Consider the following 24,603-nt stretch of genomic DNA (forward strand, 5'->3'; position numbering starts at 1 on the left):
GGCCTCGTCGCGGCGGCGGGTCTTCCGAGAGCGGGCTCGAGGGGTGGCGGCGAGAGAGATCCCGTGCAATAATATGCGCACATAGTATTTGACGGAAGGAGCAGACATGTGGTCCACGGAGGTCACGGGGGAGTGCGCGGCGACGCCGGCGGAGGTCTTCGCGATTCTGGCGGAGCCGCGGTCGTGGTCCGAATGGAACGACGGTGTCGCGGAGATCCGCATGGACGGACCGTTCCGGGCCGGAACCACGGCCGTGATGGTCCTGCCGGATGGCACGGAGCTGCCGTTCCACCTGGCCTGGGTCGAGGAGGGGCGCGGCTTCGAGGACGTCACCGAGGTGGCCGACGCCGGCGTCCGGGTGCGGGTGAGGCACGAGCTCGAGCCCGTCGGCAGCGGCACCCGCATCACCTATCGATGCACGGTGGACGGTCCGGACGAGGCGGCCGGCGAGGTGGGCGCCGCGGTGAGCGCGGACTTCGGCGACGTGATCGCGGCGCTCGGGACGCGCGCGGAGACGCAGCGTGGCTGAGTCGCTGCAGCCCGGGGACAGCCCGGGGCTGCTCCTGTGGCGGGCGACGCTGAACTGGCAGCGCCGGATCACGGCGGCTCTCAAGCCGCTGGGGCTGACCCACGTTCAGTTCGTGCTGCTCGCCAGCACGTGGTGGCTCACGCAGGTGGCGGGCGAGCACCCGAGCCAGAAACGGCTCGCCCAGCACGCGAACACGGACCCCATGATGACCTCGCAGGTCGTGCGGGTCCTCGCGGAGCGGGGCCTGCTGCGGCGCACGGCGGATCCGGCGGACTCCCGCGCGCGCATCCTCGACATCACCCCGGACGGCGCGGAGCTGGCGATACGAGCGGTGCGCGTGGTCGAGGACACCGACCGCGACTTCTTCGCCGCTGCCGTGGATCAGCAGGCGCTCCTGGAGGTGCTGAGGACCCTCGGCCGATGACGGCGGCGTCCGGCGGCGGTCGCCCGCAGTCCCGGTTCAGGTGAGGAACGACGGCGGCACGGCGCAGTAGTCCGCGAGACGCCGGGCGGGCGCATCGGGATCCGTCACGTCGACGAGCGCGGTCGCGCCGGTGTGCGGCACCTCGTCGCCGTCGATCAGCCACACCGAGTAGTGCCACAGCCCCCGGGTGCGCCCGGCGAGCATACTCGTCGTGCCGGAGATGATCAGCACCGCATCGTCCCGCGCGCCGCGGAAGGGTGTGACCACCGCGTCGCGCAGCGCATCCTCTCCCCGGTCGTCCTGTGCGGCGATCGACGCCGAGACGCCGCGGGTACGCAGCTCGGCCGCCACGACATCGGCGAACTTCGCGGAGCGCTGCGCGTCCGTGCTCGCCACCGCGAACAGGCGTGCGCCACGGGGATAGTCGCGCAGGAACTGATCCGCGACGTCCCCGAACACGGAGGCGTGGCCGGCGGAGGAGGGCATGCCCCCAGCGTAGGCGCTGCGCACTCAGGCCGGCACGGGCGAGCGGACGGCTCAGGTGACCGCGTCGCGCTCCTGGAACTCGGGCGCGCGCCACAGCTCCTCGTCGAGCACGCGGCGCACGGTCTCCACGGAGTCCCACACGTCGGCGTAGCCGATGTACATCGGGGCGATCCCGAAACGCAGGACCTCGGGCTCGCGGTAGTCGCCGATCACGCCGTTCGCGATCAGGGCCTTCATCACCGCGTAGCCCTCCGGGTGGCGGAACGAGACGTGACTGCCGCGACGGGCGTCCTCGCGGGGTGTGATCAGGGTGAGCGGGTGATGCGCGACCCGGGACTCCACGAGCTGGATGAACAGGGACGTCAGCGCGAGCGACTTGCGCCGCAGGGCCTCCTGATCCGCTTCGAGGTGCATGTCCACGCCGACCTCCATGGTCGCCAGGGACAGGATCGGCTGCGTGCCGACGAGGAACCGGCGCCCGCCGGGCGCGGGGGCGTACGAGTCGGTCATCGCGAACGGGTGGTCGTGCCCCCACCAGCCGGTCAGCGGCGTCTGCACGCGGTCGAGGTGGCGGCCGGCGATCCACGCGAAGGCGGGGGAGCCGGGTCCCCCGTTCAGGTACTTGTAGGTGCAGCCGACGGCGAAGTCCGCGCCGGCCGCGGCGACCTGCACGGGCACCGCTCCGACGGAATGGCAGAGGTCCCACACCGCCAGAGCGCCGACGTCGTGGATGCGGCGCGTGGTGTCCGCCATGTCCCACAGATGCCCGCTGCGGTAGTTCACCTCGGTGAGCAGGACCACCGCGACGTCCTCGTCGAGCGCGGCGTCGAGGTCCTCCGGCGCGTCGATCAGTCGCAGCGAGTAACCGCGGTCGAGCAGCGCGATGAGGCCCTCGACGATGTACAGATCGGTGGGGAAGTTCTCCCGCTCCGAGACGATCACCCGTCGGGACGGCGCGTCGTCCTGCTGGATCCGCAGAGCCGCGGAGACCGCCTTGAACACGTTCACGGAAGTGGTGTCGGTGGCGACGCACTCGCCGTCGCCGCCGCCGATGAGGCGGCCGATCTTCGCCCCGATCCGCGTCGGCAGGTCGAACCAGTGGTGCTTGTTCCAGCTGCCGATGAGGTCGGTGCCCCACTCCTGCTCCACCACGAAGGCGGCGCGCGCCGCGGCATCGCGGGGCCGCGCGCCGAGCGAGTTGCCGTCGAGGTAGACGACTCCTTCAGGCAGCGCGAAGCGCTCGCGCAGCCAGGCGAGCGGGTCGTTCGCGTCCGCCTGGACGCACTGCTCGCGGGTGCTGAGCGGCGCCGGGTTCGTCATGGCATGGTCCTCCTGGTTCGGCCGACTGCGCGGAAGGATCGGGATCCGCACAGCTGGCATCCATCATGACGATTCTTCGGGCTGGCGCCTAGAATCTCGTCAGATCTCCGAGAATTCGCACCGACAACGGCTCGCGACCGGAGAAGTGGCGCCAGGGAGGGCATCATGGCGAACGCGATCCGGCTCACGCCGACGGATCGGCGGATCCTGGACGAGCTCGCCCGCGATGGGCGGCTCTCGAACAAGGAGCTCGCCGCACGGGTGGGGCTGCCCCGCTCCACCTGCCATGGCCGCGTCCGTGCGCTCGAGGACGCCGGCGTGATCCGCGGCTACCACGCCGAGCTCGATCCGGTAGCGGCGGGCGCGGGCGTCGAGGCGCTCATCCTCGTGGCGGTGAAGGACGATGCGCGCGACCACGTGCCCTCGATCACGGCGCGCCTGCGCGACGTCCCCGGCGTGCAGCGGGTGTTCCTGATCGGCGGCGTGCACGACCTCGTCATCCACGTCGCCTGCGAGAGCGTTCCGGCGCTCCGCGACTTCCTGCGTGCGCACCTCGGATCCGATCCGGCGCTGGGGCAGACGCAGACGCAGCTCATCTTCGAACAGCACCCCGGCGCCGCCGTCATCCCCTCCTGACCGGGTCAGCGCTCGACGAGCACGCCGTCCTCGTCGGCGTACAGCCGGGCGCCCGGGCGGAACTCGACGTCGCCGAAGCGCAGCACGATGTCGGTCTCGCCGGTCCCGGTCTTGCCGCTCTTGCGCGGGTTGGTGCCGAGCGCCTTCACGCCGATCGGGAGGCGCCCGATCGCGGCGCTGTCGCGGATCGCGCCGTGGACGACCACGCCGGCCCAGCCGTGGGCGACCGCGCTCTCCGCGATCATGTCGCCCATGAGTGCGGTGCCGAGGGAGCCTGATCCGTCGATCACGAGCACGGCGCCCTCGCCGTCCGTGGCGAGCAGCTCCTTGACGAGCTGGTTGTCCTGGAAGCAGCGCACGGTGCGGAGGGGGCCTTCGAAGGCGACGCGCCCGCCGAAGTCGCGCAGCTGCAGGGCGAGGGACTGCAGTGCGTCGCCGTGCTCGTCGTAGAGGTCGGCGGTGGAGGTCATGGGGGCCCTTTCATGCTCTGGACATGCCGAGACTCAGTCGATCGCGCCGTTCGGATCCGGTCAAGGATCCTGCAGGCGCCGAATCGACTGAGTCTCGGCGGGGGATGAAGCGATCGTCAGTCCTCGACGAGGTGCTGGGCGTACGCGTTCAGTGTGAGGAACGCAGGGAACTCCGGTCGCAGCGCCACCTCGCGGAACACGTCGGCCGCATCGTCGAAGCGGTCGGTGGTCCCTGAGCCTGTCGAAGGGCGAGGGATCTCCGCGAGCAGGGCGGTGATCAGCCCCTCGACGTAGTCTGCGGTGATCGGCGTGCCGTCCTGCGTGGACTGACCCTGGTGGATCCACTGCCAGACCTGCGAGCGGCTGATCTCGGCGGTCGCGGCGTCCTCCATGAGGTTGTCGATCGCCACGGCGCCGATCCCGCGCAGCCACGCCTCGATGTAGCGGATCGCCACGGAGACGTTGTCCCGCACGCCCTCGGCCGTGATGGGCCGTCCGATGTGCACGTCCAGCAGGTCCTCGGCACGCACCTGCACGTCGTCGCGCTGCCGGTCGATCTGGTTGGGGCGGTCGCCCAGCACCGCGTCGAACTCCGCCTGCGCGGTGGGGATCAGGTCGGGGTGCGCCACCCAGGTGCCGTCGAAGCCGTCGCCGGCCTCCCGCTTCTTGTCGGCGGCGACCTTCTCGATCGCCCGCGCCGTCACCTCGGGGTCGCGCCGGTTGGGGATGAAGGCGCTCATCCCGCCGATCGCGAAGGCGCCCCGCTTGTGGCAGGTCTTCACGAGCAGTTCGGTGTAGGCCCGCATGAACGGCACCGTCATCGTGACCTCGCTGCGGTCCGGCAGCACGAACCGGGCGCCGCGGCCGCGGTAGTTCTTGATGATCGAGAAGATGTAGTCCCAGCGGCCGGCGTTCAGACCCGCGCAGTGCTCGCGCAGCTCGAACAGGATCTCCTCCATCTCGAACGCCGCGGGCAGCGTCTCGATGAGCACCGTCGCGCGGATCGTGCCGCGGGGGATCCCGAAGTACTCCTCGCTGAACGTGAACACGTCGTTCCAGAGCTTCGCCTCCTCGCTCGACTCGATCTTGGCGAGGTAGAAGTACGGCCCCCGGCCGCCCTCGATGAGCGCCTGTGCGTTGTGGAAGAAGTAGAGGCCGAAGTCGACCAGGGATCCCGAGGCGTCCATGCGGCGGCCGGTGCGGTCGGTGAACTCGAGGTGCTTCTCGACCAGGTGCCAGCCACGCGGGCGCATCACGATCGTCGGGGTCTGCTCGGCGGTGACGCGGTACTCCCTGCCGTCCTCGCTCGTGTAGGTCAGACGACCGCGGATCGCGTCGCGCAGCGACAGCTGGCCTCCGATGACGTTGCGCCAGGTGGGGCTCGTCGCATCCTCCTGGTCGGCCAGCCAGACCCTCGCGCCCGAGTTCAGGGCGTTGATGGTCATCTTCGGATCCGTGGGGCCGGTGATCTCGACCCGGCGATCCTCGAGCCCCGGGCCGGCGCCCGCCACGCGCCAGTCGGCGTCCTCGCGGATGTGCCGGGTGTCGTCGCGGAAGCGCGGGTCGTGGCCGTTGCCGATCTCGAAGCGGCGGCGCATGCGGTCCGCCAGACGGTCGTGCCGGCGGCCGGCGAAGCGGTGGTGCAGCTCGGTGAGGAACGCGACCGCTGCGGGGGTCAGGATCTCCGCGTAGCGCTGGTGCATCGGGCCCGTGATGCGCATCGAGGGGCCCTCGGCGGACGGGACGGTGCCGACGATCCGGATCGGGGCGGTCGGCGACGCCGTGGGAATGGTCATGATCTGTCTCCTCCGTGAGATGTCGGTCGGCACGGCCCTTCGGCGAGCTCCGGGACCGGCGAAGCGGCTGGTGGTGTGTGAGACCACTCTGGGTGAAGTTCGCCGGCATGGCCGACCAATTTCGGAGAGAAGTTTGTTCAGAATTCTGTTTTCATGACAGAATCGGCCGCATGGTCACCGCAGACACGGCAGAAGAGGTCGATGCCCTCACCATCGGACGGCGCATCCGGCAGCTCCGCACCGCCCGGGGGATGACGCTCGAGCAGCTCGCGACCGAGATCGACCGCGCGCCCAGCCAGGTGTCGATGATCGAGACGGGCAAGCGCGAGCCCAAGCTCACCCAGTTGCACGCGATCGCCCGCGCCCTGGACACGACGATCGACCAGATCCTCGCCGAGGCTCCGCTGGACGAGCGCAGCGGCATGGAGATCGCCGTCGAACGCGCGATGAAGGGGCAGACGTTCCAGGCCCTCGGCATCGCGCCGTTCCGCATCGCGAAGACCGTGCCGGATGAGGCGCTCCGGGCGCTGCTCGCGCTGCACGGCGAGATCGAGCGGCTGCGCGACGAGCGCTCCGCCACGCCCGAGGAGGCGCGCCGGGCGAACCTCGAGCTGCGCCACCTCATGCGCAGCCAGGACAACCACTTCGCGGATCTCGAGCAGAAGGCGGCGGAGATCCTGGCGGCGGTGCGCCACCCGGGCGGGCCCCTCACGCAGCGCACGGCGAGCGACATCGCCGCGCATCTCGGGTTCACGCTGCACTACGCGCCCGACCTGCCGCAGTCCACGCGCAGTGTGGCCGACCTCGCGCACGGGCGGCTGTACCTGTCCAGCCGCGTGCCCGGGAAGGGCGATGCGCGCACCGCGGTGCTGCAGGCGCTGTCGAGCCGGATCCTGGGGCATTCCGAGCCGCGCAGCTATGCCGAGTTCCTGCGCCAGCGCGTCGAGACCAACTACCTCACCGGCGCGCTGCTCATGCCGGAGGAGCATCTCGTCCCCGTGCTCAAGGATGCGAAGCAGCGTCGCGCGATCTCGATCGAGGACCTGCGCGACGCGTACTCGGTGTCGTACGAGACCGCAGCGCACCGGTTCACGAACCTCGCCACCCGGCACCTCGACATCCCCGTGCACTTCCTCAAGGTGCACGAGTCGGGCACCATCACCAAGGCGTACGAGAACGACGACGTGAACTTCCCGACCGACCGGCTCGGATCCATCGAGGGGCAGATGTGCTGCCGCAAGTGGACCAGCCGGGTCGTCTTCGATGTCGAGGACCGGTTCAACCCGTACTACCAGTACACCGACACCGGCAACGGCACGTACTGGTGCACCGCCCGGGTCGAGCCGTCCAGCGAGGGCCTGCACTCCGTGAGCGTGGGCGTGCGCTTCGACGACACCAAGTGGTTCATCGGGCGGGACACCCCCAATCGCGGCGTCTCCAAGCACTCCGTCGAGGTGTGCTGCCGGCGCGCGCCCGCCGAGCTCGAGGCGCGCTGGAGGGATCAGGCGTGGCCGAACGTGCGCACCCCGCGCACCCTGCTGGCGACGCTGCCGACGGGGGCGTTCCCGGGCGTCGACACGACCGACGTCTACGAGTTTCTCGAGGCGCACGCACCGGCCTGAGCTGCGGGCGTGGCGGCTTCGGGCGCTGCGCCGTCGGGCCCCGGCGACTCAGGCGCGTGCCCGCTCAGGCAGCGCCCCAGCGCAGCCGCGACGACGCCTCGTCCAGCTCCCGGCGGAGCGGCTCGGCGTCCGCCACCGGGAACAGGGCGACCAGGAGCGGGGCGAACCCCGGCTCCGGGGCGACGGCGTAGGCGAACGCTCGGGATCCGGCGCGCTCGTGGCTGAGCACCGCGCGGGTGGCGCGTCCGTCGGCGAGGGAGTACCAGGAGAACTCGCCGCCCGAGGCGATCAGCACGGCGGCCGCCTCCGTCGCGCGGCTGAGCAGCGTGCGCTGGCCGGCCCATGGTGCGAAGGCGCCGGGGTCGAGTCCGAGGGCTGTGGCCAGCGCGCCGCCGAACCAGCGCTCCCGGCTGTGCTCCGCCGGCGCATCCGGCGAGAGCAGCGACCCATAGGTCTGCAGCAGCCCCGCGTTGCCGACGGGCCACGATGCGTCGAGCCCGGCGCAGTCGTGCAGCGCCTCGAACAGCGGCCGGGGCAGCAGCTCTGCGCCCGTGCGCGGGTCCCGCACCACGGCGCGGCCCCAGCGAGTGAACGTCCCGGCGGCGCGGTCCGCGTCGACGGCCGCGACGAGCTCCTCCAGCGCGGCCAGCTGCGTTGCGGCGGCGTCCGGGGCGACGTCCGCGGCGGCCGAAGCCACGCGATCCAGATCCTCGATCCGTGCCATGACGACACCCTACGCCGCGTACCCGCCTCGGGGGCAGGAGCCACGGCGCCGGGTCCGCCGCACCGGGCGCGACGAGGGACCGCGGGATGCGCGCCCCGCGGGAGAGCCGTCAGCCGCCGGAGGTGAGACCCTCGACCAGCGTGGTCAGCCCGAACTCGAAGGCGGCGTCCACGTCACCGCCGAGCTGGAACGCCCCGGCCTGCTCCATGGTGCAGAAGCCGTGCGCCCACGCGGTCAGCGTCCGGGCGGCGGCAAGCGGATCGCCGGGGGCGGCGGCGCGCACAGCGTCGAGAAGCGTCGCGGTCAGCGCGCGCATCCCGTCGGACGGCGGCTCGTCGCTCAGGGCGGCGCCCGCGAACAGCAGCGACGCGGATCGCGGCGAGCGGCGGCTGAAGGCGCGGAAGGCGCGCGCGATCGCCCGGATCGCTGCGGCGGGATCCCCGGCGGATCCGGTGAGCTCCGCGATGTCCTCGCCGAGCTCGCGGGCCGCGTCGTCGGCGATGAGGCGCAGCAGGTCGTGGCGATGCGCGACGTGCTTGTACAGGCTCGGGGCCCGGACGCCCACGGCCGCGGCGACGGCGCTGATCGTGACGGCGTCGATCCCGTCCTGCTCGGCGATCGCGCGCGCGGCGGCGGTGAGTGCGGCGCGCGTGACGCGCTGCGGTGCGGGCATGCTCTCCTCCTCTGCGACGACGTCCCGATCAGGAAGACTTCATCATAAGGCTATTGACAGTAGCCATGATAGCTATATAACGTAGCCATCATGAACGCAGAACTTCTCCGGATCGGCGACGACATCGTCGCCATGCACGCCGTCGTCACGGACGAGGGCGTCACGCTCATCGACGCAGGGCTCCCGGGCGACCGCCGGATCCTGCAGCAGGCGCTCGCCGCCGCCGGGCGCAGTGTCGCCGACATCCGCGGCGTCGTGCTGACTCACGGCGACAGCGACCACATCGGCGTCGCCGAGTGGCTGCGCACCGAGCACGGCGTGCCGACGTACGTGCACGAGGCCGATGCGGGACGGGCGCAGGGGGAGAAGACGCCCTCCGCTTCCGGCGGCGCGATGCGCCTGGGTCCCACGCTGCAGTTCTTCGCCGCCGCACTGCGCCGCGGCGGCCTGCGCCCGAAGCACCTCGGTGCGGTGCGCACGGTGCGGGACGGCGACGTGCTCGACCTGCCCGGATCCCCCGAGATCATCGGCATGCCCGGGCACTCGGCCGGATCCGTGGCGATCCGCGTACCCGCGGTCGACGCGATCTTCGTGGGCGACGCCATCACCACCCGGCACGTGCTCAACGGCTCGTCGGACGTGCAGGTCGGCCCGTTCAGCGACGATCCCGAGGTCACCCCGGCCAGCCTCGAGCGTCTGCGCGACCTGCCCGAGCGCACGATCGTGGTCGGCCACGGCCCGATCTTCCAGGGCACCGCCGCCGACATGCTCGCGGTGCTCAAGCGCTGAGGGACTCAGTCGCCGGCGGTGCGCAGCGTCGCCCAGAGCTCGGCGCGCGCGGGGAACGACGTCAAGTCTGCATCCAGGATCGTCGCCGCCTGCGCGATCCGGGTGCGCAGGGTGTGGCGGTGCACGCCGAGCGCGGCCGCGGCCGGCTCCAGCCGGGTGTCGTGCTCCAGCCACACCCGCAGCGACCGCTCGAGCTCCGTGCGCTCCTGCGCGTCGTGCTGCCGCAGCGGTGCCAGCCGCGACTCCGCGATGAGTCGCGCCTCGTCGGTCGCGAACGCCGCGAGCACGCTGTCCTCCGCGGTGTCGGCGTAGCGCGCCACGCCCTCGCCCGCGCGGCGCAGGGCGGTGAGCGCCTGCGCGTGCGCGCGCGAGAACCCGGCGTACTCCTCGGGCGCGGAGACGCCGATGCGCACCCCGGTGCGGGCGACGACCTCGTCCAGCACCCCGGCGTCGGCCACCGCGAGGCACATCACGAGCCCGTCCTCCGACTCCGCGAGGAAGGCGGCGGGCACCTCCGCGGTCTGCCGCTCCCACCACTCCACGACCGTCCCCTGGCGTTCGCCCGCCGCCACGGCGACCACGATGGGCGCCGGCGGGAGCGAGCCGAGCACGCGGCGGGCGAGCGTCGGATCGTCGGCCAGCAGCGAGGCCAGCAGCTGACGATGCAGCCGGCGGCGGCTGCGGGCGAGCTGCTCGCTCTGCTCGAGCGACAGGCCCGCCATCGCGATGACCGAGGTCACCACGCCGCGGGTCTCCGGGTCCAGGGTCCCCGTCGCGATCGCGACGACTCCGCGGAGGTGCCCGGCGCGGCCCACGGTCAGCAGCGTGTGCGCCGCGTCGCCGGCCTCGACGACCCGGTTCGCGGATCCGCCGCGGGCGAGCAGGTCCGCGGCCGCCTCGTCGACGGCGGGGGAGGAGCCGCCGACCGGATGCTCGTGCACGAGCTGCCCCGCTGCGTCGTACATGCCCACCCAGCATCCCAATCGCCGGGAGAGCTCGGTGAGCGTCGACTCCAGGCCGCGGGGCCGCAGGGCGGCCACGGACAGAGCGCGCTGCGTCTCCAGTGCCCAGGTGCGCCGCGCGTACGTCTGGGCGGCGATCGCCTCGGCGTGCGCCCGGGCGACGGCGAGGAACGGCGTGCCGTAGGGCACCTCGAACAGGGGCAGGCTCGCGGCCGCGCAGGCGTCGGCGAGGTCGGCCGGGATGCCGCTGCGGTGCACCTCGGTGCCGAAGCCGAGGCCGACCACCCCGCGGTCCACGAGCCGGTGCACGTAGGCGTGCACGCCCGCGCTGTCGTCATCCGCGAACTGCGTGCCGGTCGTGAGCAGCGCCAGGTCGTCGGTGAGGAACGGCGTGGGATCGGTGAGGTCGGAGTTGTGCACCCAGCGCAGCGGGTGGTCGAGGGATCCGGCCGGCAGCGCCGCCTCGTCGCCGACCAGGCGCAGATGCAGGTCGCGTCGCCCCAGCAGGGTGCGCAGGGTGGGCTCCAGTTCCATCGGCGGGGTGCCTTCCTCGTCGACGCAGGCATGGACGTACCGGCGAATTCGTCACCCAGATTGTACGCACCGGCGAATGCCTCGGGGCCATGACGTCCGTAATCTCGTGGCCATGAGCACCATCGACGCACAGGCAGACACGCTTCCCCTCGGCGGACCCTCCCTTCCCCAGGAGCGCCGCCTCGTCACCGAGCTCCCCGGTCCCCGCTCGGCTGAGATCCTCGCCCGCAAGGCCGACGCGGTCGCGGCCGGCGTCGGTCACACGGTCCCCGTCGCGGCCGTCGCCGCCGGCGGCGGTGTCGTCGTCGACGCGGACGGCAACTCGCTCATCGACCTCGGATCCGGCATCGCCGTGACCACCGTCGGCAACGCTCACCCGAAGGTCGCCGCGGCCATCGCCGCCCAGGCCGCGCAGTTCACGCACACCTGCTTCATGGTCTCGCCGTACGAGTCCTACGTGGAGGTGGCCGAGGCCCTGAACCGTCTCACCCCGGGCGACTTCGCCAAGAAGAGCGCGCTGTTCAACTCCGGCGCCGAGGCCGTCGAGAACGCGATCAAGATCGCCCGCAAGCACACCGGCCGCCAGGCGGTCGTCGCCTTCGACCACGGCTACCACGGCCGCACCAACCTCACCATGGCCCTCACCGCCAAGGCCATGCCCTACAAGAGCGGCTTCGGCCCGTTCGCCCCCGAGGTGTACCGCGCCCAGGCCTCCTACCCGTTCCGCGACGGCCTGTCCGGCGCCGAGGCGGCCGCCCGCACGATCCTGCAGCTCGAGAAGCAGATCGGCGCGGACAACCTGGCCGCCGTCATCATCGAGCCGATCCAGGGCGAGGGCGGCTTCATCGTCCCGGCCGACGGCTACCTGCCCGCGATCCTCGACTGGTGCCGCGCGAACGGCGTCGTCTTCATCGCCGACGAGGTGCAGACCGGCTTCGGCCGCACCGGCGCGATGTTCGCGAGCGAGATCTTCGGCATCGAGCCCGACCTGATCACCACCGCGAAGGGCATCGCCGGCGGCATGCCGCTCGCGGCGGTCACCGGCCGCGCCGAGATCATGGACGCGTCGCACAGCGGCGGCCTCGGCGGCACCTACGGAGGCAACCCCGTCGCCTGCGCCGCCGCGCTCGCCGCGATCGACGCCTACGAGAACGACGGCCTCGTCGAGCGCGCGGCCGAGATCGGGGCCCTGCTCAAGGGCCGTCTCGCCGAGATCCAGGCGGCCGACCCGCGCCTGGGCGACATCCGCGGGCACGGCGCCATGATCGCCGCCGAGTTCGTCGACCCGACGACCGGCGCCCCGGACGCCGCGCTCACCGGCGCGGTGGCCAAGGCCGCGATCGCCCAGGGCGTCATCGTCCTCACCTGCGGCACGTTCGGCAACGTGATCCGCTTCCTCCCGCCGCTGACGATCGGCGACGACCTCCTCAACGAGGGTCTGGACATCGTCGCCGCCGCGCTCGCGGCGCACTGAGACGTCCGGGCGCGATCGGGATCGGGGGATGCTGGATCGCGCCCGGCAACTTTCCTGAAGAAACAACCGCAGGGAGACCTGCACAGCGCACCGGACGGTGCGAGACCGATGAAGGAGTCGAAATTGGCCGATATCACCCGTGACGTGCTCATCGTGGGAGCGGGCGCCGCAGGCACCACCGCCGCGAACGAACTGCGCAAGGCGGGTCTGTCGGTCGTGGTGCTGGAGGCCCGTGACCGGGTCGGCGGCCGGCTCTGGACCGACGTCATCGACGGCGCGATGCTCGAGATCGGCGGCCAGTGGGTGTCGCCCGACCAGGACGCGCTGATCGAGACGATCGACGAGCTCGGGCTGGAGACCTTCAGCCGCTACCGCGAGGGCGACAGCGTCTACGTCGGACCCGACGGCGTGCTGCACCGCTTCACGGGCGAGATGTTCCCCGTCTCGGCCGAGACCGAGAAGGTCATCGCCGAGATCACCGACCGCCTCGACGCGATGGTCGCGGAGATCGATCCCGACCGTCCGTACGCGCACCCGAAGGCCGCCGAGTGGGACTCGATCACCTGGGACGCATGGCTGCGCCAGCAGACCGACGACGACGAGGCCGTGCGCAACCTCGCGTTCGCGACCGGATCCGCGATGCTCACCAAGCCGACGCACGCGTTCTCGCTGCTGCAGTCGCTGCTCATGGCGGCGTCGGCCGGCTCCTACTCGCACCTCGTCGACGCCGACTTCATCCTGGACAAGCGCGTCGTGGGCGGTCTGCAGCAGGTGCCGCTGCTGCTCGCGGAGCGCCTCGGCGACGACGTGCTGCTGAACCAGCCCGTGCGGACCCTCGAGTGGGACGAGAACGGCGTCACCGCCGTCACCGACACGCTCACCGTGCGCGCCCGCCACGCGATCCTCGCGCACGCCCCGGTGCTCTACAACCGGATCTCGTTCGTGCCGCCGCTGCCGCGCCGCCAGCACCAGATGCACCAGCACCTGTCGATGGGCTTCGTGATCAAGGTGCACGCCGTCTACGACCGCCCGTTCTGGCGCGAGCAGGGCCTGTCCGGCACCGCCTTCAGCCCCTACGAGCTGTGCCACGAGGCGTACGACAACACCAACCACGGCGACGAGCGCGGCACCCTGGTCGGCTTCGTCAGCGACCAGAACGCCGACGGAGTGTTCGAGCTGAGCGCCGAGGAGCGCAAGGAGCGGATCCTCGAGTCGCTGTCGCACTACTACGGCCCCGAGGCGAAGAATCCCGTCGTGTACTACGAGAGCGACTGGGGCACCGAGGAGTGGACCCGCGGCGCGTACGCGGCCAGCTTCGACATGGGCGGCCTGCACCGCTACGGCAAGGACCTGCGCACCGCGGTCGGCCCGATCCACTTCGCCTGCTCCGACCTGGCCGGCGCCGGCTACCAGCACGTCGACGGCGCTATCCGCATGGGCCGCCTCGCCGCCGCGCAGATCCTCGAGGCCGACCGCGGCACCGGCGTCGCCGACGACGCGGCCGAGCTCGCCCTGGCGGCCGAGGGCTGATGACCACCTCCATCGTCGTCGGCTACACGGCGACGGAGACCGGTTCCGACGCGCTGGCGCTGGGCGTGAGACTCGCCCGCGCCACGCGGCGGCACCTGCACGTGCTCCTGGTCCTGCCCGGCCACGGCGATGCATCCGCCGGTGCGGGGCAGGAGAGCCCGATCGCGGGCCAGGCGAAGCAGTGGCTCGATGACGCGGAGGCGATGATCCCGACCGGGGTCTCTCATACGACGCACGTACGCACGCACGACTCCTTCGCGGAGGCTCTCGTGCTCGCAGGCGAAGAGCTCGACGCAGCGCTGATCGTGGTCGGAGCGGCCAACGGCGCCACGATCGGCCTGCACCGGATGGGCAGCGTCGCGCAGGCGCTGCTGCACTCCTCGCCGATCCCGGTGGCCCTGGCGCCCGCCGGATTCGCGCACAGCGTCGACGTGCAGGCGCCGATTCCGCGGATCACCGCGGCGATCGGCAATCGTCCCGGCGCCGACGCGCTGCTCGAGGCCGCGGTGGCGCTGTCCGCCGCGACCGGGGCGACGCTGCGGCTGATCTCGCTCGTGGCCTTCGACGTGCCGCGCGGATTCGACCCCCAGGCCATCCGCCTGGTCAGCGCTGCACACGGCGACGACGTGCTGGCCCGTGCGGAGATGGAGCTGCCGAAGGGTGTGCGCGCTGAGCTCGAGCGCGCGCCGGGTGACACGGTCGAGGAGGCCGTGGCGCGCCTGGCCTGGCTGCCGGGGGAGCTGATCCTGGTCGGCTCGAGTCGGCTCGCGCAGCCGCGGCGGCTGTTCCTCGGCTCGACCGCGGCGAAGATGCTCGACGTCATCCCCGTGCCCATGATCGTCGTACCGCGCACACGCCTGGACGACAGCGCAGACTCTGGGTCCTGACCGGACCCGCACCACCCGACTGCAAGAGAATCGAAGCATCTGACAAGGAGGATCGCATGACCGATCTGGAGAAGACCCTGCTGGAGAGCGTCCCCACCGGGCTCTACATCGCAGGCGAGTGGGTCGCCGCCGAAGGCGACAAGACCTTCGACGTGCGCGACCCCGCCACGAACGAGATCGTGCGCACGATCGCCGACGCCTCCCCGGCCGACGGCATCCGCGCGCTCGACGCGGCCGTCGCCGCGCAGGACGCCTGGGCCGCGACCCCGCCGCGCACCCGCAGCGACATCCTCCGCCGCGCCTTCGACCTCGTGCAGGCGCACAAGGAGGACCTGGCGCTGCTCATGACCGTCGAGATGGGCAAGCCGCTGGCCGAGGCCCGTGGCGAGGTCGTCTACGGCGGCGAGTTCCTGCGCTGGTTCAGCGAGGAGGCCGTGCGCATCTCCGGCCGCTACGGCCTGAACCCCGAGGGCACCGGCCGCATGGTCGTCTCGCAGCGCCCGGTCGGCCCGTCGTTCTTCGTCACGCCGTGGAACTTCCCGTTCGCGATGGCGACCCGCAAGATCGCGCCCGCGCTCGCGGCCGGCTGCACCGTGGTCATCAAGCCCCCGGCACTGACGCCGCTCACCACGATCTACTTCGTGAAGCTGCTCGAGGAGGCAGGGCTGCCCGCCGGCGTCGTCAACGTCGTGCAGACCTCGCGCTCGTCGGCGCTGTCGGCCCCGATCATCGCCGACCCGCGTCTGCGCAAGCTCTCCTTCACCGGCTCCACCGAGGTCGGCCGCAAGCTCATCGCCCAGGCGGCCGAGGGCGTGCTGCGCGTGTCCATGGAGCTCGGCGGGAACGCCCCGTTCGTGGTGTTCGAGGACGCGGATCTGGACAAGGCCGTCGAAGGCGCGCTGGCGGCGAAGTTCCGCAACATCGGCCAGGCGTGCACCGCAGCCAACCGCTTCATCGTGCACCAGGACGTCGCGGACGAGTTCGCCCGCCGCATCACCGAGCGCGTGAACGCGATGAAGATCGGCCGCGGCACCGAGGAGGGCGTCACGATCGGCCCCCTGATCGACCAGGACGCCGTCGCCAAGGCCGCGGAGCTCGTCGGCGACGCGGTGGAGCGCGGTGCGACGCTGCTCTCCGGCGGCAAGGCCGTCGAGGGCGTCGGATCCTTCTACGAGCCCACCGTGCTCGCGAACGTGCAGGCCGGCAGCGAGATCCTCCGCGAGGAGATTTTCGGGCCGGTGCTCGCGATCGCGACCTTCGCGGACGAGGCGGAGGCCGTGCGCCTCGCGAACGACACCGAGTACGGCCTGGTGTCCTACGTCTTCACGCAGGACCTCGCGCGCGGTCACCGCATGATCGACGCGCTCGAGACGGGCATGATGGGTCTGAACGTGGGCGTCGTGTCCAACGCGGCGGCCCCCTTCGGCGGCGTCAAGCAGTCCGGCGTCGGCCGCGAGGGCGGCTTCGAGGGCATCCACGAGTACCTCTCCACGAAGTACACGCTGATCCCCGTCGACTGAGCCTCGACCGGCCCCCGCGTCCGCCGCGGGGGCCGGTCGCATCGAACCAACGAAAGGAACCGGAATGAGCGACTACGCCGTCGTCAACCCGGCCACGGGCGAGACCCTGGCCACCTACGAGACCTTCACCGACGCGCAGATCGACGACGCCGTCGCGCGCGCCCACGCGGCCGCCGCGGTCTGGGGCCGCACGCCTGTCGCCGAGCGCGCCGCGGTCGTGCGCCGGATCGCCGAGGGGCACCGCGCCCGCCGCGACGAGTTCGCCGCGATCATCACCCGGGAGATGGGCAAGCCGCTCGCCGCCGCCGCGGGGGAGGTGGACTTCGCCGCCGACATCATCGAGTTCTACGCCGACAACGCGGAGAAGATCACGGCGGATCAGCCGCTCGACATCCTCGGCGAGGGCACCGCGGTCATCCGCCGGGCCCCGCTGGGCGTGCTGTTCGGCATCATGCCGTGGAACTTCCCGGCCTACCAGGTGGCGCGCTTCGCGGGCCCGAACCTCGTGCTCGGCAACACGATCATCCTCAAGCACGCCCCGCAGTGCCCGGAGTCCGCGGCGTTCCTCGAGGAGATATACCGCGACGCCGGTCTGCCCGACGGCGCTTACGTGAACGTGTACGCCACGAACGAGCAGGCCGCGACGATCATCGCCGACCCGCGCGTGCAGGGCGTGTCCGTGACCGGCTCCGAGCGCGCCGGCGCGGCCGTCGCCGAGATCGCCGGCCGCAACCTCAAGAAGGTCGCTCTCGAGCTCGGCGGATCCGACCCGTTCATCCTGCTCTCGACCGACGACCTGGACGCGACCGTGCAGGCGGCCGTGGACGCGCGTCTGGACAACAACGGCCAGGCCTGCAACGGCGCCAAGCGCTTCATCGTCGTGGACGAGCTGTACGACGCGTTCGTGGAGAAGGCCGTCGCCGCGCTCTCCGCGGTGAAGCCGTCCGACCCGACCCAGGAGGACACGGTGCTGGGCCCGCTCGTCTCCGAGCAGGCCGCGATCAACCTGCAGAAGCAGGTCGACACCGCCGTCGCGCAGGGCGCGAAGCTGCTCACCGGAGGCACCCGCGACGGTGCGTTCTACGCCCCGACGCTGCTCGCCGACGTCACGCCCGAGATGGACGTGTATCGCGAGGAGCTGTTCGGCCCGGCCGCCGTGGTCTATCGCGTCGCCGACGAGGCCGCCGCGGTCGCCCTCGCGAATGACACGTCCTTCGGCCTGGGCTCCTACGTGTTCACCACGGACGAGGAGCAGGCCCAGCGCGTGGCGGACGCGATCGACGCGGGCATGGTCTACGTGAACGTCGTCCTCGCCGACAGCCCCGAGCTGCCGTTCGGCGGCGTCAAGCGCAGCGGCACCTCGCGTGAGCTGGGCCTGCTCGCCGCGGACGAGTTCGTGAACAGGAAGCTCATCCGCGTGGCCTGAGCCCGGCCACGGGATCCCATCCCGCCGCACTCAGCGGGAGGAGAAGGGGCGGGCGTCGCACATCCTGCGGCGCCCGCCCCTTCGTCGTTCCGCGCCGCGTCAGTGCTTCACCGCGTAGCGCAGCAGCACCACGCCGTGGTCGAACCCGGTCGCCTCGCGCAAGGCCAGGTCGCGCCGGTCCTGGAAGAAGCGGCGTCCGCGACCGCGCGTCGTGGGGCACACGAGCAGGAGCACCTCGTCGATCAGCCCGGCCTCGAACAGCGACTGCATAAGCGTCAGGCTGCCCCACAGCCAGAGGTCCTTGCCGTCCTGCTCCTTCAGCTCACTCACGGTCGCCAGCGGATCGACGGGGATGGTCGCGGGAGGGAAGGCTCCCCAGGGCGCTTCGTCCATCGTGGTGGAGGCGACGTACTTGGTGAGCTCGTTCAGTTTCCGCCCTTACTTGCCCTGGTCTGTCGCGTCCGCCCAGCCGGTGGACTGGCCAGCCGGTGGACTGGCGGTAGGTGTTGGCACCGAGGATCAGGGTGTCGACGGAGTCGATCATCGCCATGATCCGGTCCTGGAAGGGGGTCGGGTGCGCGTCGTCGAAGGGCAGGGGGGTCACGAAGCCGAGCCCGCCGTCCTCCTCCGCGACGATGTCGTCGAGGGTGACCCATTGCTGAGCGATGAGCTTGCGCATGTGCGTTCCTTTCGGTTGATGGCCGGTTCCCCGGTGGTCGTGAGGCGGTGGACGGATCCGCCGGGTTCGTCAGGCGTCGAGCGCCAGGCGACCGGCGAAGAAGAGGAAGACGGCGCCCGTCGCGCCCTCGATGGCGCGGCGCACGCTGCGCCTGCTGAGCAGGCGGCTGGCGGCCGTCGCGATCGCGCCGACGAGCAGGTACCAGACCAGCGCATCGGCGGCCTGCACCGCTCCCAGCAGCATGGTCATGGGGACGGTCGGCAGATTCCTCGGCACGAACTGCGGCAGGAACACGACGAAGAAGACGCCGAGCTTCGGGTTCAGCAGCCCGGTCACCAGCGCCCGCCGGATTCCGCCGCCCTTCCGACGCGGCGCGGGGGCGAGCGCGGTCTCGTCGGCGTCCGGGCCGCCGGCGCCGGGTGACGCGGGCGCGGCGCGGTGCTGCCGGAGGGCGCTGCGCAGAGCGCGGATCGCCAGCCACACCAGATACGCGACGCACACGATGCGGAACACCGTGAAGAGCTCGGCGGAGGCGCGGAGCAGCGCGGCCACTCCGGCGCTCGCCGCCGCAGCCCACAGCAGCAGCGCGACGGCCACGCCGAAGGCGGCGGCCACGGCATCCCGGCGGCCCCGGTCGAGCGCCGTCGCCAGCACGATCGCCGTATCCGGGCCGGGCAGCACGGTCAGCAGTCCCGCGGCGACGGCGTACGCCGACACCGCCCCCATGATCGCGGCGGAGGTCGAAACGGTGTCCATGACCGTCAGCCTGCCCTGCGTCGTTCATGACGTTCAATGCCCATATTCTGGCCGACCGATAGATACCATCGATGAATGCTGGATGTGACGAGGATGCGCGTCCTGGACGCGATCGCGCGAACGGGATCCGTGACCGCCGCAGCGCGCGAGCTCAACTACTCGCAGCCGTCGGTGAGTCACCACATCGCGCGCCTGGAGCGCGAGAGCGGCGCCCAGCTGCTCCAGCGCGTCGGACGCGGCGTCCGCCTGACGGAGGCGGGCCGGGTCCTGGCGGAGCGTGCGTCGGAGATCCTCGGCCGCCTGGACGCCGCCGGCGCGGAGCTCGCCAGCTACGTCAGCCTGGGCGCGGGCCGGCTGCGCATCGCCGCCTACTCGACGGCCGTGGTGGCCCTCCTTCCGCCGGTAGCGGCCCGGCTGAGCCGGGAGCACCCCGGTCTGCAGCTCGAGATCGTCGACACGCACCCGCCGGAGGCTCTGGAGATGCTGCGCAGGGGCGCGGTCGACGCGGCCGTCGTGTTCCGCTACGACGACGACCGCGAGGAGGGGCCGATCCGGCTGCAGCACCTGCGGGACGATCCGACATACGTGCTCACCCGGGATCCGGTCGGGAGCATACGTGCGCTCGCGGACGAGACGTGGGTCGGCGGATGCGAGCGGTGCACGCAGCACCTCGTCGAGCTGTGCGCGCGCGAGGGCTTCGAGCCGCGGATCCGCTACTCGACCGACGACATGGTCGCGATACAGGCGCTCGTCGCCGCGGGGATGGGGGCGGCCACGATCCCCGGGCTCGCGCTCGCCGCCCACCGCCACCCCGACATCGTCGCCACCGAGCTCCCCGGCGCCGAACGGCACATCTTCCTCGCGACGTACGGGGATCCGCCCGATCCGCCGCCGATCGCCGCCCTCCGGGCCGCCCTCGCCCGCGGCGCCTGAGGGGGTCGCGCGGGCAGCTCATCGCGGCCATCGAGCACGACCACGCCGCCCCGACGGAAGGCGGCTCAGGTGACCATGCGCGTCGGGTGAGCGTCAGGAGCCGTTCCCGGCTCGGGCGGCGAACGCGGTCAGCGCCTCGGCGTAGCGCTCCGGATCCGCCCGGGTCTCCCCAGTCACGAGCAGAGCGGACGCCCCGGCGACGCGGGTGTACTCGCCGCGGCACGGGATCTCGATCACGAGCGTCAGTCCGGCCTTCCAGGCCGGGATCAAGGCGTCGAGGGCCCGCCACTCCGGGTGCTCCTGCAACGGTCCGCTGCGGTATCCCGCGATACGTCGCTGCACCCGACGGGTGCACCACCCGGAGAACGAGGCGACGAGACCCTCCCCGCCGAAGCGGTCCCGCCACGTCGGCCCGACGAGCTGCTTGAGCAGGGCGAGCCGCTCCGGTGAGCCTGGCGGGGCGTCGTCGATCTGCGCGGCAAGCGGCTGCCTGTCCACACTCGCGGCATGCGTCAGGACGTCCCGCCACAGCTCGGACCACGCCGCTGACCAGGACGCGGCATCGGGGGAGGCGAGCCGCTCGACGGGAGGCTCCTCGAGCGGAGGTGGCACGTCGCCGGGCGGTCGCAGCCCGTAGACCTCGCGCACCCACAGCAGCTCGAGCAGCGCATGCGGCTCATCCTCGACGCGGATCGACATGTCATGCGGCCAGGAGTTGCCGGGGATGGGGGAGGCGGAGCGCATGCACTCAGGGTGGTCGTCACCGCTGGGTGGGTCAATACCCGTGCGCGCACCCGGCCCCCGTCCGCGCCGGCGAGCGTAGCCTCGAAGGGTCCTGATCGCTTTCACGAGAGGCCGCCATGACCACCGTCGCCGAGAACATCGTCTCCACTCTCCACGCGAACGGGGTGAAGCGCGTGTACGGGATCCCCGGGGACTCCCTGAACGGCTTCACCGACGCGCTGCGCAAGGACGGCACTATCCGATGGGTGCACGTGCGCCACGAGGAGACCGCGGCCTTCGCCGCCGCGGCGGAGGCGGCGCTCAGCGGCGACCTCGCGGTCGTCGCCGGATCCTGCGGCCCGGGCAACCTGCACCTCATCAACGGCCTCTACGACGCGAACCGCTCGCGCGTGCCCGTGCTCGCGATCGCCGCGCACATCCCCACCAGCGAGATCGGCACCCAGTACTTCCAGGAGACTCACCCGCAGGAGCTGTTCCGCGAGTGCAGCGTGTACGTCGAGTACGTCTCGGATCCGGTGCAGATGCCGCGGCTGCTCGAGGTCGCGATGCGGCAGGCTATCGCCCGGCGGGGCGTGGCCGTGCTCGTGATCCCCGGCGACATCGCGCTCGCCGAAGCCGTGGACGAGCGCGTCACGGTGATCGAGCGCAGCCGCCCGATCGTCACCCCCGCGCCGCAGGAGCTGGAGCGCGCGGCGACCCTGCTGAACGCCGCCTCGAAGGTGACCATCCTCGCCGGCGCGGGCGCGGAGGGCGCCCATGACGAGGTCGTCGCACTCGCCGACCGCCTGGCGGCGCCAGTGGTGCACGCTCTGCGCGGGAAGGAGTTCGTGGAGTACGACAACCCGTTCGACGTCGGCATGACCGGCCTGCTCGGCTTCGCGTCGGGCTACCGCGCCATGGAGGCGGCCGACGCGCTGCTGATCCTCGGATCCGACTTCCCCTACCCGCAGTTCTATCCGGCGAAGGCGACGACGATCCAGGTCGACATCCGCGGCGAGCACCTCGGCCGCCGGCACCCGCTCGACCTCGGCCTCGTCGGCGACGTCGGTGCGACCGCGGCCGCGCTGCTGCCGCGCCTCAAGGGAGACCGTCGGCACGCCCACCTCGACGACGCCACGGCGCACTACCGGAAGACCCGCGCGAAGCTCGACGAGCTCGCGGTGCCCTCCCGCGGGAAGGCGCCCATCCATCCGCAGTACCTGGCGCGACTGCTGGACGAGGCCGCCGCCGAGGACGCCGTGTTCACCGCCGACGTGGGATCGCCGACGGTGTGGGCTGCGCGCTACCTGCACATGAACGGGAAGCGGCGCCTCATCGGATCCTTCAACCACGGCTCCATGGCGAACGCCCTGCTGCACGCCATCGGCGCTCAGGCGTCGGAGCCCGGGCGGCAGGTCATCGCGCTGGCCGGCGACGGCGGGCTCACAATGATGCTCGGCGAGCTGGTCTCGCTCACGCAGAACCGGCTGCCGGTGAAGACGATCGTGGTGAACAACTCGTCCCTGAACTTCGTGGAACTGGAGATGAAGGCCGCCGGATTCGTGAACTACGGCACGGAGCTGATCAACCCCGACTTCGCCGCCGTCGCCGGGGCGATGGGGATCTTCGGCCGCCGGGTGGAGCGCAGCGAGGACCTCCCCGACGCACTCGCCGAGGTGCTCGCGCACGACGGACCCGCGCTGCTCGACGTGGTCACCGAGCGGCAGGAGCTGTCGATGCCGCCCGCCGTGAACGCGGAGCAGGTCAAGGGTTTCGCGCTGTACGCGATCCGCACCGTGCTCTCCGGCCGGGGCGACGAGCTGCTCGATCTCGCGAAGGCGAACTGGCGCCAGCTTTTCTGAGCCGGCGCGTCCTCGCGGATGCGCCGGAGGGGCGCTGCACCCCCCTGCGCCGCGCCCGGGATGCGCGCCCGGTTCGGAGGCCCGTTGCGCATGCCGTACACTGGACGAGCAGTTGTTGTCTGCATTCTTTCGCCGTGCCCCGGGTCTCCCGGAACGACGGGGGGAGGCGGACAGAGGTCTCCGGACCTCTAGGGCGGTAGCTCAATTGGCAGAGCAGCGGTCTCCAAAACCGCAGGTTGCAGGTTCGATTCCTGTCCGCCCTGCGCGTCGGCGCGCAGCCGGCACACGAAAGGTACTCGAGGATGGTTCAGGACGCATCGGGCGCTGTGGTCTCCACGGCGAACGGCGGCGCGGGACGCGACAAGAAGCTGGGCTTCTTCGGCCGCATCGCGCTGTTCTTCCGTCAGGTGATCGCGGAGCTCCGCAAGGTGGTCACCCCCACGCGCAAGGAGCTCGTCAAGTACACCCTGGTCGTCCTGGGGTTCGTCATCGTGATGATGGCGCTCGTGTACGGGCTCGACATGGCCTTCTCGTGGCTGACGACGCAAGTCTTCGGGGTTCCCGGGAAAACCGCGTGATCCCGCGGCCCGGCGGCAGCTGACCCCGGGCCGAACCTGAAGGAGAGAAGAACAAGTGTCCGAACGCGAACGTTACCTCGGAGACGACGTCGACTGGGCGACCGCCGCCGAGCAGTCCAGCGAGGACGACGAGGCCCAGGAGGGCGACATCCTCGCTTTCGAGGAGCGCGCCGTCACCCCCGCGGAGCGCGTCGCCCTGCACATCGAGGGCGACGACGACGAAGACGCGGACGACGAAGACATCGAATTCGAAGAAGACCCGGAGGCAGACGCGATCGTGAACGACGCTCTCAACCTGGACCAGGCGGCCGAGTCCGAGGCCGCTGCCGAGGTGCTCAACGACTCCGTGGCCGAGGAGGCCGCTGAGCGCGAGGCTGCCGCGGCTGACGAGGTCACGCCCTATGACGGTCCCGACGTGAACGGCGAGGATGACGCCGCCGAGGCGGAGGACGCCGAGGAGGACCCGTACGAGGCATTCAAGGCAGACCTGCGCATGCTCCCCGGCAAGTGGTACGTCATCCACTCCTACGCCGGCTTCGAGCGCAAGGTGAAGGCCAACATCGAGCAGCGCAAGTCGACGCTCGAAGTCGAGGACGACATCTACCAGATCGAGGTCCCGATGGAGGACGTCGTCGAGATCAAGAACGGCCAGCGCAAGATGGTCACGCGCGTCCGGATCCCCGGCTACGTGCTCGTGCGCATGGAGCTGAACGAGGACACCTGGTCCGTCGTGCGGCACACGCCCGGCGTCACCGGCTTCGTCGGCAACGCGCACAACCCGACGCCGCTGCGCTTCGAAGAGGCCTTCAACATGCTGAAGTCGCTCGTCGAGGTCAAGGACGTCCCGACCGCCAAGGCTGTCGCAGCCAAGGGCGGCACCGCCGTGGCGCGTCCGCTCGCCGCCGAGGTCGACTTCGAGATCGGCGAGACGATCACGATCAAGGAGGGCTCGTTCGCGGGCCTGCCCGGATCCATCTCCGAGATCAAGCCGGAGAGCGGCAAGCTCACCGTGCTCGTCTCGCTCTTCGAGCGCGAGACGCCGGTCGAGCTGTCGTTCGACCAGGTCACCAAGATGATCTGACGCTTCTCCCGAAGCGCATAAGGAACGGCCGTCCCCGAGGGGGCGGCCGTTCCTCGTCTGTCCGGGACCGTCGATGTGCGCCGGGGTCGCGGATCGGGTAGACTCCTAGGGTTTGTGCGTGCGTTCGTCGTGCGTGCAGACGGCACCGCGTTCCGGAGATGCCGGATCTGCGGGAGAGGAAATCGGTCC

Annotated in this window: 25 protein-coding genes and 1 tRNA gene; 15 read left to right on the forward strand and 11 right to left on the reverse strand. The window is 71.4% G+C overall.

The window, feature by feature from the left end; translation table 11 throughout:
* Nucleotides 1-106: 106 nt before the first annotated feature.
* Nucleotides 107-529, forward strand: a complete 423-nt coding sequence (locus ACYQ1L_RS04235; protein ID WP_460003003.1) for an SRPBCC family protein — start codon at nt 107-109, stop codon at nt 527-529.
* Nucleotides 522-953 carry a MarR family winged helix-turn-helix transcriptional regulator gene (locus tag ACYQ1L_RS04240; protein WP_460003004.1) on the forward strand — a complete coding sequence of 144 codons (432 nt, stop codon included), beginning with the start codon at nt 522-524 and terminating at the stop codon, nt 951-953. The genes ACYQ1L_RS04235 and ACYQ1L_RS04240 overlap by 8 nt, the downstream gene beginning before the upstream one ends.
* A gap of 36 nt (nt 954-989) precedes the next feature.
* On the opposite strand, the gene ACYQ1L_RS04245 is transcribed toward ACYQ1L_RS04240, so the two are convergent.
* Nucleotides 990-1,439: a hypothetical protein gene (locus ACYQ1L_RS04245; protein WP_460003005.1), complete on the reverse strand. Its 450-nt coding sequence runs from the start codon at nt 1,437-1,439 to the stop codon at nt 990-992.
* 51 nt (nt 1,440-1,490) lie between these two features.
* A complete protein-coding gene (gene kynU, locus ACYQ1L_RS04250) occupies nt 1,491-2,759 on the reverse strand; it encodes a kynureninase (RefSeq protein WP_460003006.1) in 1,269 nt (422 codons plus the stop codon).
* Between the two features lie 165 nt (nt 2,760-2,924).
* Here kynU and ACYQ1L_RS04255 point away from each other — a divergent pair, with 165 nt between their 5' ends.
* Nucleotides 2,925-3,395 (forward strand): Lrp/AsnC family transcriptional regulator, encoded by a 471-nt coding sequence (locus tag ACYQ1L_RS04255; protein ID WP_460003007.1) that lies wholly within the window; start codon nt 2,925-2,927, stop codon nt 3,393-3,395.
* A gap of 5 nt (nt 3,396-3,400) precedes the next feature.
* Here ACYQ1L_RS04255 and rraA read toward each other — a convergent pair whose 3' ends face one another.
* Complete coding sequence (gene rraA, locus ACYQ1L_RS04260) at nt 3,401-3,865, reverse strand: ribonuclease E activity regulator RraA (protein ID WP_460003008.1); 465 nt, start codon at nt 3,863-3,865, stop codon at nt 3,401-3,403.
* 116 nt (nt 3,866-3,981) lie between these two features.
* Complete coding sequence (gene aceB / locus ACYQ1L_RS04265; protein WP_460005757.1) at nt 3,982-5,586, reverse strand: malate synthase A; 1,605 nt, start codon at nt 5,584-5,586, stop codon at nt 3,982-3,984.
* 245 nt (nt 5,587-5,831) lie between these two features.
* Between aceB and ACYQ1L_RS04270 the strand changes: the two genes are divergently transcribed.
* The gene (locus ACYQ1L_RS04270; protein WP_460003009.1) at nt 5,832-7,283 is read left to right on the forward strand and encodes a helix-turn-helix domain-containing protein; all 1,452 of its coding nucleotides are present in this window, start codon (nt 5,832-5,834) and stop codon (nt 7,281-7,283) included.
* 64 nt (nt 7,284-7,347) lie between these two features.
* Here the strand turns inward: ACYQ1L_RS04270 and ACYQ1L_RS04275 are convergent, their stop codons facing one another.
* Nucleotides 7,348-8,007, reverse strand: coding sequence for an amino acid deaminase (locus ACYQ1L_RS04275; RefSeq protein ID WP_460003010.1), 660 nt, complete (start codon nt 8,005-8,007; stop codon nt 7,348-7,350).
* Between the two features lie 109 nt (nt 8,008-8,116).
* The gene (locus ACYQ1L_RS04280; RefSeq protein ID WP_460003011.1) at nt 8,117-8,680 is read right to left on the reverse strand and encodes a TetR-like C-terminal domain-containing protein; all 564 of its coding nucleotides are present in this window, start codon (nt 8,678-8,680) and stop codon (nt 8,117-8,119) included.
* 90 nt (nt 8,681-8,770) lie between these two features.
* On the opposite strand from ACYQ1L_RS04280, the gene ACYQ1L_RS04285 reads away from it, so the two are divergent.
* Entirely contained in the window at nt 8,771-9,469 is a 699-nt protein-coding gene (locus ACYQ1L_RS04285) for an MBL fold metallo-hydrolase (RefSeq protein ID WP_460003012.1), read from the forward strand.
* Nucleotides 9,470-9,474: 5 nt separating this feature from the next.
* Here the strand turns inward: ACYQ1L_RS04285 and ACYQ1L_RS04290 are convergent, their stop codons facing one another.
* Complete coding sequence (locus ACYQ1L_RS04290) at nt 9,475-10,965, reverse strand: helix-turn-helix domain-containing protein (RefSeq protein ID WP_460003013.1); 1,491 nt, start codon at nt 10,963-10,965, stop codon at nt 9,475-9,477.
* A gap of 112 nt (nt 10,966-11,077) precedes the next feature.
* Here ACYQ1L_RS04290 and gabT point away from each other — a divergent pair, with 112 nt between their 5' ends.
* From gabT to ACYQ1L_RS04315, 5 genes are all read left to right on the forward strand, one after another.
* Nucleotides 11,078-12,439 carry a 4-aminobutyrate--2-oxoglutarate transaminase gene (gene gabT / locus ACYQ1L_RS04295; protein WP_460003014.1) on the forward strand — a complete coding sequence of 454 codons (1,362 nt, stop codon included), beginning with the start codon at nt 11,078-11,080 and terminating at the stop codon, nt 12,437-12,439.
* 123 nt (nt 12,440-12,562) lie between these two features.
* Nucleotides 12,563-13,969 carry a flavin monoamine oxidase family protein gene (locus ACYQ1L_RS04300; protein ID WP_460003015.1) on the forward strand — a complete coding sequence of 469 codons (1,407 nt, stop codon included), beginning with the start codon at nt 12,563-12,565 and terminating at the stop codon, nt 13,967-13,969.
* The gene (locus tag ACYQ1L_RS04305; RefSeq protein WP_460003016.1) at nt 13,969-14,856 is read left to right on the forward strand and encodes a universal stress protein; all 888 of its coding nucleotides are present in this window, start codon (nt 13,969-13,971) and stop codon (nt 14,854-14,856) included. Before ACYQ1L_RS04300 ends, ACYQ1L_RS04305 begins: the two co-directional genes overlap by 1 nt.
* A gap of 56 nt (nt 14,857-14,912) precedes the next feature.
* The gene (locus tag ACYQ1L_RS04310) at nt 14,913-16,376 is read left to right on the forward strand and encodes an NAD-dependent succinate-semialdehyde dehydrogenase (RefSeq protein WP_460003017.1); all 1,464 of its coding nucleotides are present in this window, start codon (nt 14,913-14,915) and stop codon (nt 16,374-16,376) included.
* Nucleotides 16,377-16,440: 64 nt separating this feature from the next.
* Nucleotides 16,441-17,802, forward strand: coding sequence for an NAD-dependent succinate-semialdehyde dehydrogenase (locus ACYQ1L_RS04315; protein WP_460003018.1), 1,362 nt, complete (start codon nt 16,441-16,443; stop codon nt 17,800-17,802).
* Between the two features lie 99 nt (nt 17,803-17,901).
* On the opposite strand, the gene ACYQ1L_RS04320 is transcribed toward ACYQ1L_RS04315, so the two are convergent.
* The 3 genes from ACYQ1L_RS04320 to ACYQ1L_RS04330 form a co-directional block, all read right to left on the reverse strand.
* Nucleotides 17,902-18,132, reverse strand: coding sequence for a dihydrofolate reductase family protein (locus tag ACYQ1L_RS04320; RefSeq protein WP_460003019.1), 231 nt, complete (start codon nt 18,130-18,132; stop codon nt 17,902-17,904).
* The gene (locus ACYQ1L_RS04325) at nt 18,125-18,481 is read right to left on the reverse strand and encodes a dihydrofolate reductase family protein (protein WP_460003020.1); all 357 of its coding nucleotides are present in this window, start codon (nt 18,479-18,481) and stop codon (nt 18,125-18,127) included. The genes ACYQ1L_RS04320 and ACYQ1L_RS04325 overlap by 8 nt, the downstream gene beginning before the upstream one ends.
* A gap of 69 nt (nt 18,482-18,550) precedes the next feature.
* The gene (locus ACYQ1L_RS04330) at nt 18,551-19,237 is read right to left on the reverse strand and encodes a LysE family translocator (protein ID WP_460003021.1); all 687 of its coding nucleotides are present in this window, start codon (nt 19,235-19,237) and stop codon (nt 18,551-18,553) included.
* Between the two features lie 75 nt (nt 19,238-19,312).
* Here ACYQ1L_RS04330 and ACYQ1L_RS04335 point away from each other — a divergent pair, with 75 nt between their 5' ends.
* The gene (locus tag ACYQ1L_RS04335; RefSeq protein WP_460003022.1) at nt 19,313-20,170 is read left to right on the forward strand and encodes a LysR family transcriptional regulator; all 858 of its coding nucleotides are present in this window, start codon (nt 19,313-19,315) and stop codon (nt 20,168-20,170) included.
* A gap of 93 nt (nt 20,171-20,263) precedes the next feature.
* Here the strand turns inward: ACYQ1L_RS04335 and ACYQ1L_RS04340 are convergent, their stop codons facing one another.
* On the reverse strand, nt 20,264-20,914 hold the full coding sequence (locus ACYQ1L_RS04340) for a hypothetical protein (RefSeq protein ID WP_460003023.1): 651 nt from the start codon (nt 20,912-20,914) through the stop codon (nt 20,264-20,266).
* Between the two features lie 116 nt (nt 20,915-21,030).
* Here ACYQ1L_RS04340 and poxB point away from each other — a divergent pair, with 116 nt between their 5' ends.
* The 4 genes from poxB (at nt 21,031) to nusG (ending at nt 24,414) form a co-directional block, all read left to right on the forward strand.
* Complete coding sequence (gene poxB / locus ACYQ1L_RS04345) at nt 21,031-22,755, forward strand: ubiquinone-dependent pyruvate dehydrogenase (RefSeq protein WP_460003024.1); 1,725 nt, start codon at nt 21,031-21,033, stop codon at nt 22,753-22,755.
* A 190-nt stretch (nt 22,756-22,945) separates the two neighbouring features.
* Nucleotides 22,946-23,018 (forward strand) — tRNA-Trp (locus ACYQ1L_RS04350).
* Between the two features lie 39 nt (nt 23,019-23,057).
* Nucleotides 23,058-23,333 (forward strand): preprotein translocase subunit SecE, encoded by a 276-nt coding sequence (secE, locus tag ACYQ1L_RS04355; protein ID WP_159576732.1) that lies wholly within the window; start codon nt 23,058-23,060, stop codon nt 23,331-23,333.
* 55 nt (nt 23,334-23,388) lie between these two features.
* The gene (gene nusG / locus ACYQ1L_RS04360) at nt 23,389-24,414 is read left to right on the forward strand and encodes a transcription termination/antitermination protein NusG (protein ID WP_460003025.1); all 1,026 of its coding nucleotides are present in this window, start codon (nt 23,389-23,391) and stop codon (nt 24,412-24,414) included.
* The last annotated feature ends 189 nt before the right edge of the window (nt 24,415-24,603 follow it).

The sequence above is a fragment of the Microbacterium xylanilyticum genome (genome assembly GCF_054654695.1).

Excerpts from the sequence above, each read along its gene's own strand:
- ACYQ1L_RS04325 (WP_460003020.1), bottom strand. The coding sequence starts at position 18,481 with ATGCGCAAGCTCATCGCTCAGCAATGGGTCACCCTCGACGACATCGTC.
- poxB (WP_460003024.1), top strand. The coding sequence starts at position 21,031 with ATGACCACCGTCGCCGAGAACATCGTCTCCACTCTCCACGCGAACGGG.
- ACYQ1L_RS04290 (WP_460003013.1), bottom strand. The coding sequence starts at position 10,965 with ATGGAACTGGAGCCCACCCTGCGCACCCTGCTGGGGCGACGCGACCTG.
- ACYQ1L_RS04335 (WP_460003022.1), top strand. The coding sequence starts at position 19,313 with ATGCTGGATGTGACGAGGATGCGCGTCCTGGACGCGATCGCGCGAACG.
- gabT (WP_460003014.1), top strand. The coding sequence starts at position 11,078 with ATGAGCACCATCGACGCACAGGCAGACACGCTTCCCCTCGGCGGACCC.
- ACYQ1L_RS04245 (WP_460003005.1), bottom strand. The coding sequence starts at position 1,439 with ATGCCCTCCTCCGCCGGCCACGCCTCCGTGTTCGGGGACGTCGCGGAT.
- ACYQ1L_RS04255 (WP_460003007.1), top strand. The coding sequence starts at position 2,925 with ATGGCGAACGCGATCCGGCTCACGCCGACGGATCGGCGGATCCTGGAC.
- ACYQ1L_RS04310 (WP_460003017.1), top strand. The coding sequence starts at position 14,913 with ATGACCGATCTGGAGAAGACCCTGCTGGAGAGCGTCCCCACCGGGCTC.
- ACYQ1L_RS04270 (WP_460003009.1), top strand. The coding sequence starts at position 5,832 with ATGGTCACCGCAGACACGGCAGAAGAGGTCGATGCCCTCACCATCGGA.
- ACYQ1L_RS04305 (WP_460003016.1), top strand. The coding sequence starts at position 13,969 with ATGACCACCTCCATCGTCGTCGGCTACACGGCGACGGAGACCGGTTCC.
- secE (WP_159576732.1), top strand. The coding sequence starts at position 23,058 with ATGGTTCAGGACGCATCGGGCGCTGTGGTCTCCACGGCGAACGGCGGC.
- ACYQ1L_RS04285 (WP_460003012.1), top strand. The coding sequence starts at position 8,771 with ATGAACGCAGAACTTCTCCGGATCGGCGACGACATCGTCGCCATGCAC.
- ACYQ1L_RS04340 (WP_460003023.1), bottom strand. The coding sequence starts at position 20,914 with ATGCGCTCCGCCTCCCCCATCCCCGGCAACTCCTGGCCGCATGACATG.
- ACYQ1L_RS04330 (WP_460003021.1), bottom strand. The coding sequence starts at position 19,237 with ATGGACACCGTTTCGACCTCCGCCGCGATCATGGGGGCGGTGTCGGCG.
- kynU (WP_460003006.1), bottom strand. The coding sequence starts at position 2,759 with ATGACGAACCCGGCGCCGCTCAGCACCCGCGAGCAGTGCGTCCAGGCG.
- ACYQ1L_RS04235 (WP_460003003.1), top strand. The coding sequence starts at position 107 with ATGTGGTCCACGGAGGTCACGGGGGAGTGCGCGGCGACGCCGGCGGAG.
- rraA (WP_460003008.1), bottom strand. The coding sequence starts at position 3,865 with ATGACCTCCACCGCCGACCTCTACGACGAGCACGGCGACGCACTGCAG.
- aceB (WP_460005757.1), bottom strand. The coding sequence starts at position 5,586 with ATGCGCATCACGGGCCCGATGCACCAGCGCTACGCGGAGATCCTGACC.
- ACYQ1L_RS04280 (WP_460003011.1), bottom strand. The coding sequence starts at position 8,680 with ATGCCCGCACCGCAGCGCGTCACGCGCGCCGCACTCACCGCCGCCGCG.
- ACYQ1L_RS04315 (WP_460003018.1), top strand. The coding sequence starts at position 16,441 with ATGAGCGACTACGCCGTCGTCAACCCGGCCACGGGCGAGACCCTGGCC.
- ACYQ1L_RS04275 (WP_460003010.1), bottom strand. The coding sequence starts at position 8,007 with ATGGCACGGATCGAGGATCTGGATCGCGTGGCTTCGGCCGCCGCGGAC.